The organism is Longimicrobium sp. (assembly GCF_036399935.1).
Classification (GTDB): Bacteria; Gemmatimonadota; Gemmatimonadetes; order Longimicrobiales; family Longimicrobiaceae; genus Longimicrobium.
In genome coordinates, this window is sequence record NZ_DASWMD010000073.1 from 17,224 (window position 1) to 32,724 (window position 15,501).

At 67.8% G+C, this 15,501-nt stretch carries 12 protein-coding genes; 5 read left to right on the top strand and 7 right to left on the bottom strand.

Going from position 1 to position 15,501, the window contains the following annotated elements; genetic code table 11:
* Nucleotides 1-1,482 (top strand): SusD/RagB family nutrient-binding outer membrane lipoprotein, encoded by a 1,482-nt coding sequence (locus VGB24_RS21725; protein WP_331075016.1) that lies wholly within the window; start codon nucleotides 1-3, stop codon nucleotides 1,480-1,482.
* Nucleotides 1,483-1,595: 113 nt separating this feature from the next.
* Nucleotides 1,596-2,165 carry a hypothetical protein gene (locus VGB24_RS21730; RefSeq protein ID WP_331075017.1) on the top strand — a complete coding sequence of 190 codons (570 nt, stop codon included), beginning with the start codon at nucleotides 1,596-1,598 and terminating at the stop codon, nucleotides 2,163-2,165.
* A gap of 97 nt (nucleotides 2,166-2,262) precedes the next feature.
* Here the strand turns inward: VGB24_RS21730 and VGB24_RS21735 are convergent, their stop codons facing one another.
* Nucleotides 2,263-2,601 carry a hypothetical protein gene (locus VGB24_RS21735; protein ID WP_331075018.1) on the bottom strand — a complete coding sequence of 113 codons (339 nt, stop codon included), beginning with the start codon at nucleotides 2,599-2,601 and terminating at the stop codon, nucleotides 2,263-2,265.
* A 392-nt stretch (nucleotides 2,602-2,993) separates the two neighbouring features.
* Between VGB24_RS21735 and VGB24_RS21740 the strand changes: the two genes are divergently transcribed.
* Complete coding sequence (locus tag VGB24_RS21740) at nucleotides 2,994-3,683, top strand: L,D-transpeptidase (RefSeq protein WP_331075019.1); 690 nt, start codon at nucleotides 2,994-2,996, stop codon at nucleotides 3,681-3,683.
* A 105-nt stretch (nucleotides 3,684-3,788) separates the two neighbouring features.
* Here VGB24_RS21740 and VGB24_RS21745 read toward each other — a convergent pair whose 3' ends face one another.
* The 4 genes from VGB24_RS21745 to VGB24_RS21760 form a co-directional block, all read right to left on the bottom strand.
* Complete coding sequence (locus tag VGB24_RS21745) at nucleotides 3,789-5,480, bottom strand: dipeptidyl-peptidase 3 family protein (protein WP_331075020.1); 1,692 nt, start codon at nucleotides 5,478-5,480, stop codon at nucleotides 3,789-3,791.
* Between the two features lie 102 nt (nucleotides 5,481-5,582).
* Nucleotides 5,583-6,173 carry a DUF1003 domain-containing protein gene (locus VGB24_RS21750; protein ID WP_331075021.1) on the bottom strand — a complete coding sequence of 197 codons (591 nt, stop codon included), beginning with the start codon at nucleotides 6,171-6,173 and terminating at the stop codon, nucleotides 5,583-5,585.
* A gap of 76 nt (nucleotides 6,174-6,249) precedes the next feature.
* Complete coding sequence (locus VGB24_RS21755; protein ID WP_331075022.1) at nucleotides 6,250-6,522, bottom strand: hypothetical protein; 273 nt, start codon at nucleotides 6,520-6,522, stop codon at nucleotides 6,250-6,252.
* Nucleotides 6,519-7,073, bottom strand: a complete 555-nt coding sequence (locus VGB24_RS21760; RefSeq protein ID WP_331075023.1) for a PepSY-associated TM helix domain-containing protein — start codon at nucleotides 7,071-7,073, stop codon at nucleotides 6,519-6,521. Before VGB24_RS21760 ends, VGB24_RS21755 begins: the two co-directional genes overlap by 4 nt.
* Nucleotides 7,074-7,207: 134 nt before the next feature.
* On the opposite strand from VGB24_RS21760, the gene VGB24_RS21765 reads away from it, so the two are divergent.
* Together VGB24_RS21765 and VGB24_RS21770 are read left to right on the top strand one after the other, a co-directional pair.
* Complete coding sequence (locus VGB24_RS21765; protein ID WP_331075024.1) at nucleotides 7,208-10,462, top strand: WD40/YVTN/BNR-like repeat-containing protein; 3,255 nt, start codon at nucleotides 7,208-7,210, stop codon at nucleotides 10,460-10,462.
* A gap of 142 nt (nucleotides 10,463-10,604) precedes the next feature.
* On the top strand, nucleotides 10,605-12,254 hold the full coding sequence (locus tag VGB24_RS21770) for an EAL domain-containing protein (RefSeq protein ID WP_331075025.1): 1,650 nt from the start codon (nucleotides 10,605-10,607) through the stop codon (nucleotides 12,252-12,254).
* 7 nt (nucleotides 12,255-12,261) lie between these two features.
* Here VGB24_RS21770 and VGB24_RS21775 read toward each other — a convergent pair whose 3' ends face one another.
* Together VGB24_RS21775 and VGB24_RS21780 are read right to left on the bottom strand one after the other, a co-directional pair.
* Complete coding sequence (locus tag VGB24_RS21775; protein WP_331075026.1) at nucleotides 12,262-14,532, bottom strand: DGQHR domain-containing protein; 2,271 nt, start codon at nucleotides 14,530-14,532, stop codon at nucleotides 12,262-12,264.
* On the bottom strand, nucleotides 14,529-15,470 hold the full coding sequence (locus tag VGB24_RS21780) for a Dam family site-specific DNA-(adenine-N6)-methyltransferase (RefSeq protein ID WP_331075027.1): 942 nt from the start codon (nucleotides 15,468-15,470) through the stop codon (nucleotides 14,529-14,531). The genes VGB24_RS21775 and VGB24_RS21780 overlap by 4 nt, the downstream gene beginning before the upstream one ends.
* Nucleotides 15,471-15,501 lie beyond the last annotated feature (31 nt).

A 15,501-nucleotide genomic window follows, 5' to 3' on the forward strand; every position in this document is an offset into this window, starting at 1 on the left:
ATGAAGAATTCCATCCTGGTCCGCCTCGCCCCCATGCTCGCCCTGACCCTGGGCGCCGCGGCGTGCGACGGCCTGACCGACCTGAACCAAGATCCGAACGCCCCGACCGAGGTTCCCGCCAGGTTCCTGCTGACCGACGGCCAGCAGGACGCGGCGGACCGGCTGCTCGGGTCCAGCTTCAACTTCGGCTACGGCGAGGTGCTGGTGCAGCACCTGGCCCAGATCCAGTACGCCGAGGAAGACCTGTACCTGTATCGCTCCTCGGACACCGACTTCCTGTTCCGCGAGGCGTATTCCGGCTACCTGATGGACTTCCACAGGGCCGCCGAGCTGGGCGCGGAAGAAGGCGAGCCCAACGTGCAGGCCGCCGGCCTGATCATGAAGTCGTGGGCGATGCAGAACCTGACGGACATGTGGGGCGACCTGCCGTACTCCGAGGCCTTCCAGGGGATCGCGGGCGGGGTGATCACGCCCAAGTACGACACGCAGGCGCAGATCTACGACAAGATGCTCGCCGACGTGACCACGGCGGCCGGGCTGATCAAGACGGGTGAGAACCCGCTGGGGGCCCAGGACCTGATCTACGGCGGGAACGGGGCCAAGTGGCAGAAGTTCGCCAACTCCCTGCGGCTGCGCATGGCCATGCGCATCGCGGACGCGAACCCCACCAAGGCCCGCGCCGAGTTCGTGGCGGCGCTGGCCGGACCGGGCGGGGTGTTCACCGACGCGGCCGACAACGCGCAGATCTGCTACACCTCGACCACCCGCAACCCGTGGTTCACCTACTGGCAGACCCGGCCCGGTGACTACCGGGCGGGCCGCGTGCTGGTCGACACCATGAAGTCGCTTTCCGACCCGCGGCTTTCCGCGTACGCGCAGCCGATCACCGCCGAAAAGACGTACGGCGGCCGGACGCTCGCCGCGGGCGAAAAGCACTTCGAGGGGCTGCCGGCCGGGCTGGCCGCGAACGACTACGGCTTCACCCAGGTTTCGCAGCCGGGCGCGGCGCTGCTTGCCCAGACCGCCTGCCTGCCGGTGATGACGTACGAGGAGGTGCTCTTCCTGCGGGCCGAAGCGGCGGCTCGCGGCTTCACCGCCGACAACGCCAAGACGATGTACGACGCCGCGGTCACCGCGTCGATGGTCCGCTGGGGTGCCACCACCGCCGAGGCCCAGGCCTACCTGGCTCAGCCCCGGGTGATGTGGAACGCCACCAACTCGCGCGCGCTGATCGGCCTGCAGAAGTGGCTCGCGCTCTACGGGCAGGGCCTCGAGGCCTACGCCGAAGTGCGGCGCCTGGACAACCCGGTGCTCCGTCCGGGACCCAACGCCGTGCTTACGACCAGCATTCCCGCACGGTACCCGTATCCGTACTCGGAGGAGACGTTCAACGCCACGAACCTGCAGGAGGCGATGACGCGCCAGGGCATCACGGGCGCGGCCAACGAGCAGACCGCCAAGCTGTGGTGGGACAAGAACTGATGTGACCGGCCGGCCGGGGACTTCCGCCAGGAAGGCCCCGCGCCGAGTCTTTCTCCAGGGGCGCGCGCGGTTTCGCGCGCGCCCTTCTACCTTCCCCCCGAAGGGAGTCATCCATGCGCATTCTCGCGTTCTCCGCGCTGCTCCTGGCCGCCTGCGGCCCGGCGTCGTCCAATGGACGGACCGTCACCGTGGAGTCGAGCGTTCCCGTAACGACGCGCGTTTCCACCGCGGGCGGCGACTTCAGCATCTCGACCAACACCGAAATCCGCGTTTCGTCGCAAGTGGTCGCGCTGCCCCTGGAGGCGGCCTGGGGGGCGCTGCCGGCCGTGTACCGCGAGCTGGGAATTCGCGGCGAGGTCATGGACACCGGCGGCCGCCTGTTCGGGGTTCGGTCGCAAACCGAGAGCGGCCGGCTGGCCGGCGTGCGGATGTCGACGTACTTCGACTGCGGCAGCGGGGCCGGCGGGCTGCCGATCGCGAACACCTACCGGGTGGAGTTCGCCGCCGTCAGCCACGTTCGGGCGGTGGGCGACCGCAGCGAGGTTTCGACCACCGTGTCGGCCGAGGCGACGTCGCAGACGGTGAGCGGGCCTTCGACCCGGTGCAGGACCACCGGCGAGCTGGAAAAGCGCATCGCCGGGCTCGTGGCCCAGCGCGCCGCGGGCGGCTCCGGCGGGCGGTAGCTCGCCGCCGCACGCCCCGCACGTACGTAGAACCGCCGCCCGGCCTCGATGGCCGGGCGGCGGTTTCCGTTCAGGTGGCGGCGGTTGCCCGCAGGGGTCAGCGCTGGGCGATTTCGGAGGACCCCACCAGGAACACCAGGATCAGGCCGTCGGCCGAGTTCACGTACCCCGGACGGCTGGTGACGCCCGAGGGATAGATCTCTACCCGGCTCACGTCGACCGCGAGGAAATCGTTGAGGACGCAGGTGTTGGTGGCGTGCATCCCGTTGACGTAGATGCTGGGTGTGGCCGCGCCGTGGAACCGCTTCTTCCCCCGCATGGTGATTTCGGGGCAGCCCGGCGTTTCCCGGATTTCCATGGGGCCGGCGGCGGACTGCATGACGCTGAGCAGCGTTCCGGCGCGGCGGGTGAGCTGCGCCTCCTCGATGACCAGCATGCGGCGGGAGTGGGACGCCGGCCGGCCGGCGTCCCTCCCGGACGCGTTGTGGGCACAACCGTAGAGCAGCGGGAATGCGACGAGGCAGCCGAACAACGTTCTGAACCTCATGGTACCACCTCCTCATCCGGGGGACAGGGGCGACGCCCCGGCTTGAACGGCACTTCGCGGGCCAGGGCGGGCGGTTTTGCAATGTGCGTTCGGCGCGGCGCCCGGGGCAAGCTTCGTGTTCGGCGGGGAGCCGGGCGCCGAAACAGGACCGGGGCGGCTTTCGTACGGATTGCGGGGGATGGGCGCGGGATGGGTCAAATGACCGGCGCGCGTCCGCCCCTGGTGCCGCAGCTTTGGAGCACGACACGCGGCACCACGTACCCTGATCCGGAAGCCGAACCATGTTCTCGATTCGCCGGGCCGTCCCCGGGCTGCTGATTTCGCTGCTGGCCACCGTCCCTGCCCGCGCGCAGGGAGCCATGGACATCGTGGTCAACATCCCCGCCGGCCGGCTGGAGGTGTTCCAGGGCGGGGAGCGCATCCGCTCGTACCCCGTGTCGGTGGGCACGCCGCGGCACGCCACGCCCACGGGCGAGGCGGCGATCCGGCGGATGGTGTGGAACCCGTCGTGGACCCCGCCCGACGCGGCGTGGGCGCGCGACGAGCGGCCCGCGGCACCCGGATGGAGCAACCCGATGGGCCGGGTGAAGATCCACCTGTTCCGCGACTACTACGTGCACGGCACGCCGGCGCGCAACGAGCACGCGCTGGGCCGGCCGGCCTCGCACGGCTGCATCCGCATGCGCAACGCCGACGTGATGGAGCTGGCGCGCCTGGTGCTGCGGGCCGACGGGGCGCCGGTGAGCGACCAGGCCGTGCAGCGCCTGGCCGACAACCCGCGCCAGACGCGCGAGATCGCCCTGTCCGGCCGCGTTCGGGTGCGCATCGAGTACCGGCTGAACGAAGTGCGGGGTGGCGCGCTGACCCTGCACCCCGACGTGTACCGCCGCGGCGGCGCGCTGCCGCCCCTGCTTCCCGTGCCGCCCCTTGCCGGTGTGCGCGCCGAGGAGCGGGTCGCGCTGATGCGCTGACGGAACGGCATCACGCAGAGGGGGCGGAGGTGAAAAGAGAGGACGCAGAGGAATGATCCCTCTGCGTCCTCTCCGTTTTCTCTGCGCCCTCTGCGTGATGCTTTTCTATCGCAGGCCCAGGACGTCGGTGCCCTGTTCGAAGACCACGTCCACCGGGATTCCCGCGGTGGCCAGGCGGTCCAGGTCGGACTGCAGCTCGGGGCCGATCTGCCCGTACCGCGCCATGAAGGCCTGCACGCCCGCGTAGTCGCCGTCGCCCTGGAAGCGCAGGATCTGCTCGGAGAGCGCGTTCATCGCCTGGCGCATGCGGACGGGGTCTACGCGGTAGGTGCCCGTGGCCGCGTCGCGCGCAAAGGCGCCGCGCTCCTTGAAGTAGTTGAAGCGCGCCACGTTGGCCCGCCCGTGCGCGCTGGCCGCGCCGAAGCGCACCGAACGGAAGATGCTGGCCAGGAAGGTGGTGTAGCTGTCCATGGCGTCGCCCTGCAGCTCGCCCATCTCCTGCAGCTGCACCTGCATGTACAGCCCCAGCACGTCGGCCTTGCCCTCCTCGAGCGCGCTGGCCTGCTCCTTCAGCGCCTCGCGCACGGTGCCGCGGCCATCGATGGTGTTCTTGATCCCCAGGCCGTGCGCCACCTCGTGGAACATGGTGTTCCCGAAGAAGGCGTCGAAGGTGATGTGCCGCCGCTGGTCCGGCGCGATCAGCATGGTGGCGATGGGCACCAGGATGCGGTCGAACTTGGCGCGCATGGCGTTCTTCAGCTGAAGCCGCCGCGTGCCCTTCTGCAGCTGCACCTGCTCGTCGTTGGGCAGGTTGATGGCGATGGTCTTGGAGCCCGCGTTGGCCTCGCCCGCGTAGTACAGCACGTCGTACGCGTTCAGGTCGCTGTCCGTCCCCGGGGTTTCGCGCTTGTACGCATCGGGTACGGGAAGGCCGCGCTGCAGGGCCGGCAGCAGCGCCGCATAGCGCGACAGCCGCTGGCTCCACTCCAGGTCCTTCACCAGCACGTACGCCTCGTACGAGGCCTTGTATCCATACAGCGCGTCCTCGTACGTCTCGATGGGCCCGATCACCACGTCGAGCGTGTTGTTCTTCATGTCCAGCCAGGCCAGGTCGCTGGGCTGGTAGTCGTCCGTCAGCAGCGCGGCGGCGCGAAGCTCCAGGTAGCGCCGGAAGCCCGGGTCCTCGGCCAGGGCGGCGGCCTGCCGCAGCCGGGCCGCCGCGCGCTCCATGTTCGCCCGGAAGGCCCGACTGTAGGGCACCGCCGTCAGCCGCCCGCCCGCGTCGCGCCGCACCAGCGTGTACAGCCCGCGCAGCGAGTCGGCCCGGGCGCCGCCCCCCGCCACGGCCGCTTCGAACTGCTCCTTGGTCATGTCCGCCGGATACACGTTGGCGCCCTCGGGCTTGGGGCCCACGCCGGGGAGGAACGGCGCGTTCCCCGCCAGCCGGTCCCACGGCCCGTAGTTGATCTCCGCGTAGCGCCGCACCCGCGGGTCCCGGATGCTCGCCACCAGCGAGTCCAGGTTGCCGTACGTCTGCTGGCGCCACACGGCGTCCATCTCGCGGGCCGCGTCGATCAGCAGCGGAATGATCTGCCTGTCGCGGGCGCTCAGCGGCAGGTCGGTCGTCAGGCGCACCGACGTGTACTGCGCCAGCTTGCGGTCGATGGAATCGCCGGCGGGGGCGCTGGGTCCCGCCATGTCCCCCGGGGCCGGCGCCGGCGGGGTCTGCACCGCCGCGGGAGCGCAGGCCGCTGCGGCCATCAGCGCCAGCGCGGCGGTTGGATTGCGGATCTGCATGATGATGCCTCGATCGGTGGATGTTCGGAGCGGTCCGGATTTTCCGCCGTACGACCAACTCCGGGCAAAATCGTCTGGTGGAACGGGATCGGCAACGGCCGGCTACGCCACACCGTCACGGAGAGGCTGGCCGTCGCGGCCGAAGTTGTCGGCGTTTTCCTCGATCTTGTCCAGCACCGCCTCGGGGTGCACGTCCTGGGCAAGCTCGTGGAGCTCGGGGTCGGCCGCCTCTTCGATCCCCAGCTTTTCCGCCATCCGATGGACCAGCGCCAGCATCCGCGAGATCTCGTGCTCGGCCAGCAGGCTCACCTGCAGGTCCAGGTCGGCGCGCTGGTCGGCCAGCTCGGCCATGCGGTTCTGGCTGATCAGCACGAAGGTGGAAAGGAAGATGGCTTCCACCGAGGCCACCATCGCCAGGATGACGAACGACGGGTCGAACCGCGGCAGCCCCGGCACCAGCCCCACGTTCACGACGATCCACGTGCCGAACAGCAGCAGGTGGATGTACACGAACCGCATGCTGCCCGTGAAGCCCGTGATGCGGTCGGCCACGCGTTCCGAGGTGCTCTTGCGGCGGTCTTCGGCGGCGCGGCGGGCCACCAGCGCCCGCACGTTGCGGTCTACCACCCGCGCCAGGCCGCGCTGCCGTTCCAGACGCGCGGCCGCGTCGTCCTGCTCTGCCTGATCCACCATCCGATTGCCTCTCGTTCGCGGGTTTTCCGGGCCGCGGGGGGAGGGCAAATCGCGAACCAACTCTGGATTCAGGGCTTCACCGCGCCCGTCCCGCCGCCGCACCCACGGCCGCGCCGAGGAGGGCACCCGCGACCATCGACCAGTGCACGGCGACGGCGCGCCATCCCTGCGTCCACAGCACCGGGGGATAGTGGACGGCGGCGAGCGTGGCGAGGATCCCGAGGGAATGCCCGATGGTGGCGCCCCAGAAGACGGCCCGCGCGCCGGGCGTCCGCCGGCGCAGGCGGTGGCCCAGCCACAGCAGGGCGACGGGAACGAGGAACAGGCCCGCCAGCAGTCCCGCGATCATCCGCGGCTCCGGGGATAGAGCCAGAGCCAGTAGCCGCTGATCACCAGGATGGCCAGCCCCACGGCGGCCAGGTCGCTCAGCAATATCCCCTGGTCGCCGAATATCTCTCCCGAGTGCAGCTTCTCCAGGAACACGTCGTTGCGCTCGCCCGCGTGCAGCACCCGCCCGGTCGCCAGGTCCACCGTCACCTCGTGCACGGCGCGGTCGTCGAAGCGCACCTTCACGAAGCCGTCGCCCGGCCGCACGTCCATGCGGTCGATCCCCGCCGCCGCCACCTCCGCGGGAACGGCGCCCTCCGCGCGCCGCGCCAGCTCGGCGATGGGGAGCGAGGCGCCCAGCTCGCCCGCCTGCGGGTTCTGCACCTCGGGCATCAGCCCCAGCGGGCGCTTGTGGTTCAGCAGCACGCCGGTGATGCAGATGATCAGCACGATGCCCGTGGTGGCGACGCCCAGCCACAGGTGCGAGTAGAACATCCACCGGGCCCACCCCCGCCTTCCGCCCTTGGGCCGGGGCTCGGCGGGCCCCGTCCTCGCCGTCTTCGTCGTTTGCATCCGCGATGTTCCACTGAACGAGTATACGGAATACGCGCCGTGCGCGATGGCAAGAAAGCTGCGGCGGCGCGGGCACCCCCCGGCGCCGCGCCGGGGGGCCTTCTCCGCAGTCCGGCACCGAACCCCCTGGATCCATGCACCGACTTCGCAGTGCAGTCGTCGCGCTCGCCCTGCTGGCCGCTCCCGAGCTCGCGGCGCAGGTGGAGCGCAACACGCCCCCCCCCACCGACACCGTGCGCTACCGCGGGGTGGCGTGGCGCAACCTGGGCCCCAACCGCGGCGGCCGCTCCATCGCCGTGGCCGGCAGCACCGCCCGGCCGCTGGAATACTACTTCGGCGCCACGGGCGGCGGCCTGTGGAAGACCACCGACGCCGGCACCACCTGGAGCCCCGTCACCGACGGAAAGCTGGGCAGCAGCAGCATCGGCGCGGTAGAAGTGTGCCAGCAGAACCCCGACGTGGTGTACCTGGGTACGGGCGAGACGCAGCTGCGCGGCAACATCCAGGCGGGCGACGGCGTGTACAGGAGCACCGACGCCGGCAAGACGTGGACGCACGTGGGGCTGCGCGAGTCGCGGAACATCGGCCGCATCCGCATCCATCCCACCAACTGCGACATCGCGTACGCGGCGGCGTTCGGCCACTACAGCGGGCCCAACGCCGAGCGCGGCATCTACCGCACCACGGACGGCGGACAGACCTGGACGCGCGTGCTGCACCGCGACGAGCGCACGGGCGGCGTCGACATCTCCATCGACGTCCAGAACCCCGACGTCGTGTACGCCGCCCTCTGGGAAGCGTGGCGAAACCAGTGGGGAATGTCCAGCGGCGGTCCCGGCAGCGGCCTCTTCCGCAGCGACGACGGCGGCGCCAACTGGACGGAGCTCACCCGCACGCCCGGCATGCCCCGGGAGGGCCTCGTCGGCAAGATCGGCGTCTCCGTGTCCCCGGCGGACCCCACCCGCGTGTACGCCATCGTGGAGCACGACTCGGGCGGCGTGTTCCGCTCCGACGACCGGGGTGCCACCTGGGAGCGGGTGAACACCGAGCGCAAGCTGCGGCAGCGCGCCTTCTACTACACCCGCCTGCTGGCCGACCCCAAGGACAAGGACCGCGTGTACGTGATGAACGTGGGCTTCTTCCGCTCGGACGACGGCGGCAAGACGTTCCCCACCACCATCCGCACTCCGCACAGCGACAACCACGACCTGTGGATCGCCGCCGACGACAACCAGCGGATGGTGCAGGGCAACGACGGCGGCGGCAACGTCAGCGTCAACGGCGGCAAGACGTGGACGGAGCAGGACTACCCCACGGCGCAGATCTATCGCATCGCCCTTACGTCGCACCAGCCCGCGATGGCGTGCGGCGGCCAGCAGGACAACAGCACCGTCTGCGTGCCCATCCGCGGGTGGAACCACCTGAACGCGGGCGGGCGCAACTTCTTCGCGGCGGGCGGGTGCGAGTCAGGCTACGTGGCCCCGCATCCCACCAACACCAACGTCTACTACGCCGGGTGCTACGGCGGCTCGCTGGACCGCTTCGACCAATCCACCGGCGCCAGCCGCCCCGTGAACGTGTGGCCCGAGAACCCCATGGGCCAGTCGGCGTCGGACCTGCGCGAGCGGGTGCAGTGGACCTTTCCCATCGTCTTCGACCCGCACGATCCCAGCACGCTGTACACCGGCACGCAGCACGTGTGGCGGACGACCAACGAGGGGCAGAGCTGGCAGCGCATTTCGCCGGACCTCACCCGGGCGGACCCGGCCACGCTGGGGCCCTCGGGCGGGCCCATCACCCGCGACCAGACGGGGGTGGAAACGTACGCCACCGTGTTCACCATCGGCCCGAGCCCGCGGGAGCGCGGGGTGATCTGGACGGGCTCGGACGACGGCAAGGCGTACGTGACCCGCGACGGGGGCGCCAACTGGGCCGACGTGACGCCGGCCGCGCTGCCGGAGCAGACCAAGATCCACACGATGGAACCGTCGCCGCACCGGGCGGGAACGGCGTACCTGGCGGGCAACCGCTTTCTGCTGGGCGACTTCCGGCCGTACCTGTTCCGCACCGACGACTACGGGCGGACGTGGACGTCCATCGCCTCGAATCTGCCGGAGGGCGACTTCCTGCGCTCGGTGCGCGAAGACCCGTCGCGCCCCGGGCTGCTGTACGCGGCGACGGAGCGGGGGATCTGGGTGTCGTGGAACGACGGCCGTGAGTGGGAGTCGCTGCGGCTGAACCTGCCAGTCGTGCAGGTGTCGGACATCGCGGTGCGCGGCCCCGACGTCGTGATCAGCACGCACGGCCGCTCGTTCTACGCGCTGGATGGCGGCGCGCACCTGCTGCGCCAGATGAACGACGTGCCGGCGCAGGCGTCCACTCCGCCGGCCCGGCGCACGGCGGCGGCGGGGCAGGCGGGAACGCGGCTCTTCCGGCCGGCGGAAGCCATCCTGGGCGTGGACCGCGGCGTCACCGTCTACTACTCGCTGGCACAGCCGGCGCGCCGGGTGGCGCTGGACTTCCTGGATGCGCAGGGGCGGGTGATCCGCTCGTACACCCACGACACGCGGCCCGACTCGGCGCCGCGGGCGGGCGCGGCGGGCGGCGCGGGCGAGGACGACGAGGGTCCGCGCGCGCAGCGGTTCGCGCCCAACCAGGTGGGGATGAACCGCTTCACGTGGAACCTTCGCCATCCGGGGCCCACCTCGTTCCCGGGGATGATCCTGTGGGCGGCCGACACGGCGACGGGGCCGCGGGTGGTGCCGGGCAACTACACCGTGCGGCTGACGGCGGATGGCCGCGAGCTGCGCCAGGACTTCGCCGTGCGCACGGACCCGCGCCTCCCCGGCGTGTCGCTGGCGGACCTGCAGCGCCGCTTCGACTTCGCCATGCAGATCCGCAACCGGGTGAGCGAGGCCAACGACGCCGTGCTGCTGATCCGCGGCGTGCGCCAGCAGGTGCAGGACCGGCTGGGCCGCACGCAGGACGCGGGGATCAAGACGGCGGGCGAGGCCCTGCTGGCGCGCACGGCCGAGATCGAGGAGCGGCTGTACCAGGTGCGCAACCAGAGCAACCAGGACCCGCTGAACTACCCGATCCGGCTGAACAACAAGCTGGCGGCGCTGATGAGCCACGTGGAAGAGGCCGACGCCGCGCCCACGGCGCAGTCGTACGAGGTGTTCACGGCGCTCTCGGCGCAGCTGGACCGCGAGCTGTCGGCGCTGAACCAGGTGTGGGCGCAGGACCTGGAGGCCTTCAACCGCCTGCTGCGCGCCCGTCGGCTGCCGCCGGTGACCCGCACGCCGCTTCGGGTGGAAGAGGGTGCCGCCGGGACCTCGCGGTCCGGCGGCGACGAGGAGGAGGAGGAAGGAGAAGCCCGGCGCTGGTGACGGGCGGGAGCTACGGTTGAGAGAGGGGCGCGCAGACAGGAATCTGCGCGCCCCTCTCTCATCGTATCATGTGATGGCCGAACGGCCCGACCTCTGCATTTACGAGAAACGTCCGTTCCGCTCCGTCCTGAACCGGCCGACCATGAACGTCATCGCCTCGCGCTACCTGTCCGTCGCCCGCAATGCCCTGGGGATGGACCTGGCGTGGCTCTCGGAGCACAACGGGCCCGAGCAGGTGCTGCAGGCGGTGGATGGAAACGCCGCGCCCTTCAACGTGGCCGCGGGCGACGCGCTTTCGTGGGAGGGATCGTTCTGCACCCGGGTGCTGGACCATCGCCTTCCCCCCGCCATCCCCGACACCCGCGCCAACCCGGTGACGGCCGGGCTGGCGGTGACGGAGCAGGTGGGGATCGGCTCGTACATCGGCAGCCCCGTGCGCCTGCCCGACGGCACGCTGTACGGAATGCTCTGCTGCATCAGCCGGGGGCCTCACGCCGAGCTGCAGGACCACCACGTCCGCCTGCTGGAGGCGCTGGCCGGCTCGCTGGGCGCCGAGATGGCCGACGAGGCGCATCGCCGCGGCACCCCCGAGTCGCCGCACTTCCGGATCCCGCGCGCCATCGGGGGCGAAGGGCTGCGCGTGGTCGTTCAGCCCATCGTGGAGCTGGCGACCATGTGCCCGGTGGGGGTGGAGGCGCTGACGCGCTTCGACGTGGCGCCCGCGCGGCCCGACGTGTGGTTCGCCGAGGCCGCGGAGCTGGGGCTGGGGCTGCTGCTGGAGATGGCGTCCGTGCGCGCGGCCCTGGCGCTGCTGCCGGAGCTGCCGGAGCCCCTGTACGTGTCGGTGAACGTGTCGCCTGCCACGCTTTCCAGCCGCGAGCTGCTGCAGGCGCTCTCGGGGGTGGACGCGAGCCGCGTGCTGGTGGAGGTGACGGAGCACAGCTCCGTCGCGGACTACGACACGCTGCTGGCCGGCGCCGACGTGCTGCGGCGGATGGGCGCGCGCATCGCCGTGGACGACGCCGGCGCGGGATACGCCAGCTTCCGCCACATCCTGGCGCTGCGACCCGACGTCATCAAGTTCGACCGCGAGATGGTGACCCAGCTGGACGTGGACCCCGCGCGGCGGGCGCTGGTGGGCGCGCTGGTGTCGTTCGCGGCGCAGATGGGCGCCACGCTGGTGGCCGAGGGCGTGGAGACGCCGGGCGAGCTGGACGTGCTTGCGCAGCTGGGCGTTTCGTGCGGGCAGGGCTACTACCTGGCGCGCCCCGGGCCGCTGCCGCTTCCCGAAATTTCGGCGCGCCCCGCCTCGCTGCGGCGGGCGTTGGCCGCGGAACGTGCGGGTGACGAGCCGCCGCTGGACGAATCCGTGCAGGCCGTCCTGCGTGAGGTGGTTGCGCGAACCGGGCTGGAGGTGAGCTACCTGGCCGTGTGGGATCCGGACCGCGAAACGCTGGAGCACCGGATCGTCTACGACCCGCAGGAGCTCGGCGTACGGGTGGGGGTGAGCCTGCCGTTCAGCGACACCCCGTGCTTCCGCTGCCAGCAGGCGGGAATCCTGTGGACGGCCGACGTGCAGAACGACCTCGCGGGAACGCTGCTGGACGGCACGGACCTGCGCACCTTCGTTTCGGTTCCCGTGCTGGGCCCCGCCGGCACCATGGTGGGAACCCTGTGCGCCGTCGGGCGCCGGCGCCGGTACCTGAGCGACCCCGTTCTGCGGCACGTGGAGCAGCTCGGCGGCCGGATTGCCGAGCTGCTGGCGCGGGCGGAGGCGGCGCGGCTGCGATAGCGGTGCGTCATCCAGTCAAGATCTCGTCTCGTTGCGCCACCTGACCCTGAAGCCAAGTCCAGTGGCCGTTCAACTGGTTCAGCTTCTCGAACGAAAGAAACTCCCGACGTGAGGGATGCATTACGATATTTCGCATACTACTCACTTCGTGGATCCACTCGGTGCGCTTATCCTTTCCTCCCTTGCCCCTGCCGAGGAGATCACCCAGTAGCTGGTACTGGTGATGAATGATCGCGCGGTAATGGATTAGGTCGAAGTTTTGCTCGCGCGTCCCTGCACGCCCGTCTGTCTCGTTAATTCGCTGGTCTATTTTCGCCCGGACCTGCTGGGGGACGCCCTCAAACCACCACTGATTAGAGTCCTGCTGAAACTCGGACTTGAGTGTCTCAAGAATGACTTCTTGGAGCGTCTTCTCAATTTTGTCTATGATACTCCGCGCCTGCTCGTTTGTATTCGCTTTCCGGCGCTCCATCCAATCCGACAGACCGGCGGGCACAAATTCCGGGAAGTCTCCGTGCAGCGCGGCTTGGCACATCCGAGTACCGGTAGTCTGTCCGTCAACGCCTTGCAACTGTCGGAATGCGAGGCGATCATCAGCGGACATGCTGGCAAAGTAGCCTCCAAGAGCAGCGGCGTACGGGCTGATCAACTTAGAGATCTCGGGATCGGAGAGCTCGAGTAAGGCGTGCTGCTGACTCAGATGCTCGAACACGCTGCGAAGCACGTTCAGAGATACCGTCACTCCGTTGTTCATGGCGAGACCACCGCCCTCTCCAGCACCCAAATCCCACCAAGCACTCGCTCTTGACGCAATCGGCGTTAGCCACGCGTTGACCACACGTGCAGTCCGCCGAAGCGCCTCGCTTGGATCCTCCCGCCAGAGCGGGCCATGTTCCAAGACACCCTTGCGCTTGGCAGAGAGGAAGAATCCCGACTTGTCCAAAGCATTCGCGAATGCAGTTAGCGAGATACACCGGATATCTGTTCTCGCTACGTCAGCCGGCAGCAATCTGCCGTGCAGCGGAGACTCTCGATCCTCATCCAGTACCATACCAGCTTTAGAGATCACAGCACTGATGCGCTTTTCATCATCTTCCGAATCCCACTTCAGCACGGCATCTAGTTCGACAAGCAGGCTGCGCTTCATCCGTCTTTGCTCGCTATTGATGTCTACGAACATCTGAGCTTGTCGGCTCGCGCTCAGCCCCGCGAATGCGAGCACATTAAGATAGCTGCTGGTTGCCCGAGGGTGCCCCGAATATGCGAATAAGCGGTGCTGACCGTCGATAATCCAAGCCGCGCCGTACGAGGGATGAAGAGTAAGCCATCCAAAGAGCGCCCCATCGGTGTCTCCCTCTTGCTTTCCTCTCTCAAACTGAACAACGCGATCCTTTTCGAGGTTCACAACTATGTTGGTAGGGAATACTCCTTCTTCTGAGATATACTGGCCGATCGCACGCAGGCGGCTCTTTGAGATCATCCTCTGATATGCATCGAGGTCGATCGCTTTACCTTTGGCACGATGGGCTACGTAGGCGATCTTGAGCAAGTAGTCCGGGCGGATCGCGAAAGTGTAACAGGTGAGTGTTCCTACGCGTGCACGTAGAGCGGGCACGCGAACCTCAAGGCCAGCAATTTCTCTCCCGCGAAAAACTTCCGCGAGAAACTGGTACCGAGCCGCAGGTCCCAATAGTTTGACGAGTTGTTCAAAGTAGTCTAGGTCCGCTTCATCGAACACACTAATATCCGCCTCGGCCGCCCGATCCCGCTCATGGTCCGTGATGATGACGTTCTGCACGAATACTACACTGCCTACGTGCCGCTTGTGCTCGACTGGATAGATATGGGATGTGGCCACGGTGAACGGCTTCCTCACGCTTACCAACGCTTCCAAGCGAGCAACGAAGCCAGAATCCTTCTGAGCTGAATCAAACGACACACACGTTATATCAACAGCCACTTCCTTATCTATCGCAACGACATCACTCTCGTGCTGCGCTCCCTCGGTCTTCGGAAGGTCCAACTGCGTCCCCCCTTTGCCCGACAGAAAGTCGAAGCCCATGCGGTACATCAGGCTCCAGACGCGCGACCTGAGTTGGGCGTCGTGGCGCTTAGCCCGCTTGACACTTACAGAATTCTTGTTTCGCTTCCGGACGGTCCATCCGTCGGCTTCCGCCTCGGTCAGATGCTCGGCCCTAATGGTTTGGCGGTCCTCGTCTAACGCTTGCTGGCGGGCGAAGCCGATTAACTCCGGACGTTTGTGGACATTGTGGATCATGTGGTGACTCGCGCGTTTGTAGGATAGTTCGTAATCACTACTTCATCGACCCGGTGCTTGTGCGCCTTACACGTGATGAAACGCGTGACGGAGATTCCCGTGATGGAGTAGTCCGAATACAGTTCCCGAATCAGTGGAGTATCGGCGTTTGTCATTAGGAACATGGCGCTCCTCCGATCTACTTCTTTGACCGATTCCGCGAGACGCCTTTGGTCCTGTTCGCCAAAACGATCAGCCGTGTAGTGTGTGAAGTACGCGGTACCGTTCAGCGGCGGATACGGCGGGTCGAGGTAGAAGAAGTCATTAGGTTCAGCAATCGCGACAGAATCCTCAAAGGTCGCGGTCTTGATCTCGGCTTTTCTCATCACCGAGGATGCCAGTTTCAGCTGCTCAAGGGTGGGGAAGACCGGAGAGGCCTTCCACCCGTATGGCACGTTGAACTGACCTCGCGTGTTTACTCGGAAAATTCCATTGAAGCAGGTGTTGTTGAGATAAATGAAGCGCGCTGCCCGTTCTGCTGATGGTCCATCATTGTTGTAGGCTTGACGTGTCGAGTAGTAATGATGGTCGGAGTTGCGCTCGACGTGCTCCATGAGACAGGCATACACGTGTTCAGGAGCTGCGCGCACGTGCTCGTAGCAACTCATCAAATGTCCATTCGCATCCGATATGACGGCTGTCTCAGGTTGGAGCGCAAAGTAGACCGAGCCCGCGCCAATAAACGGTTCGATATATCGTCGCCTGAGGTAGTCTTCCGGAAGGTGCGAGAGGAGCCTGTTTACGAGACGCCGCTTACCACCAGCCCAACGCAAAAACGGTTGAAGTCGAGTGCTAACGCGCTGTGAGGCCAAGCGAATTTTATATGAGAGGTTGCCGGAGGATACAAGGGCTCTCGGAATTGAATGTTTCGAGCAACGAATGTCAAGTTGCAACCGCACCGCAACGTGCGCTCAGGTGCTTGATTCGATG

Excerpts from the sequence above, each read along its gene's own strand:
- VGB24_RS21725 (WP_331075016.1), top strand. The coding sequence starts at position 1 with ATGAAGAATTCCATCCTGGTCCGCCTCGCCCCCATGCTCGCCCTGACC.
- VGB24_RS21730 (WP_331075017.1), top strand. The coding sequence starts at position 1,596 with ATGCGCATTCTCGCGTTCTCCGCGCTGCTCCTGGCCGCCTGCGGCCCG.
- VGB24_RS21735 (WP_331075018.1), bottom strand. The coding sequence starts at position 2,601 with ATGCTGGTCATCGAGGAGGCGCAGCTCACCCGCCGCGCCGGAACGCTG.
- VGB24_RS21740 (WP_331075019.1), top strand. The coding sequence starts at position 2,994 with ATGTTCTCGATTCGCCGGGCCGTCCCCGGGCTGCTGATTTCGCTGCTG.
- VGB24_RS21745 (WP_331075020.1), bottom strand. The coding sequence starts at position 5,480 with ATGCAGATCCGCAATCCAACCGCCGCGCTGGCGCTGATGGCCGCAGCG.
- VGB24_RS21750 (WP_331075021.1), bottom strand. The coding sequence starts at position 6,173 with ATGGTGGATCAGGCAGAGCAGGACGACGCGGCCGCGCGTCTGGAACGG.
- VGB24_RS21755 (WP_331075022.1), bottom strand. The coding sequence starts at position 6,522 with ATGATCGCGGGACTGCTGGCGGGCCTGTTCCTCGTTCCCGTCGCCCTG.
- VGB24_RS21760 (WP_331075023.1), bottom strand. The coding sequence starts at position 7,073 with ATGCAAACGACGAAGACGGCGAGGACGGGGCCCGCCGAGCCCCGGCCC.
- VGB24_RS21765 (WP_331075024.1), top strand. The coding sequence starts at position 7,208 with ATGCACCGACTTCGCAGTGCAGTCGTCGCGCTCGCCCTGCTGGCCGCT.
- VGB24_RS21770 (WP_331075025.1), top strand. The coding sequence starts at position 10,605 with ATGAACGTCATCGCCTCGCGCTACCTGTCCGTCGCCCGCAATGCCCTG.
- VGB24_RS21775 (WP_331075026.1), bottom strand. The coding sequence starts at position 14,532 with ATGATCCACAATGTCCACAAACGTCCGGAGTTAATCGGCTTCGCCCGC.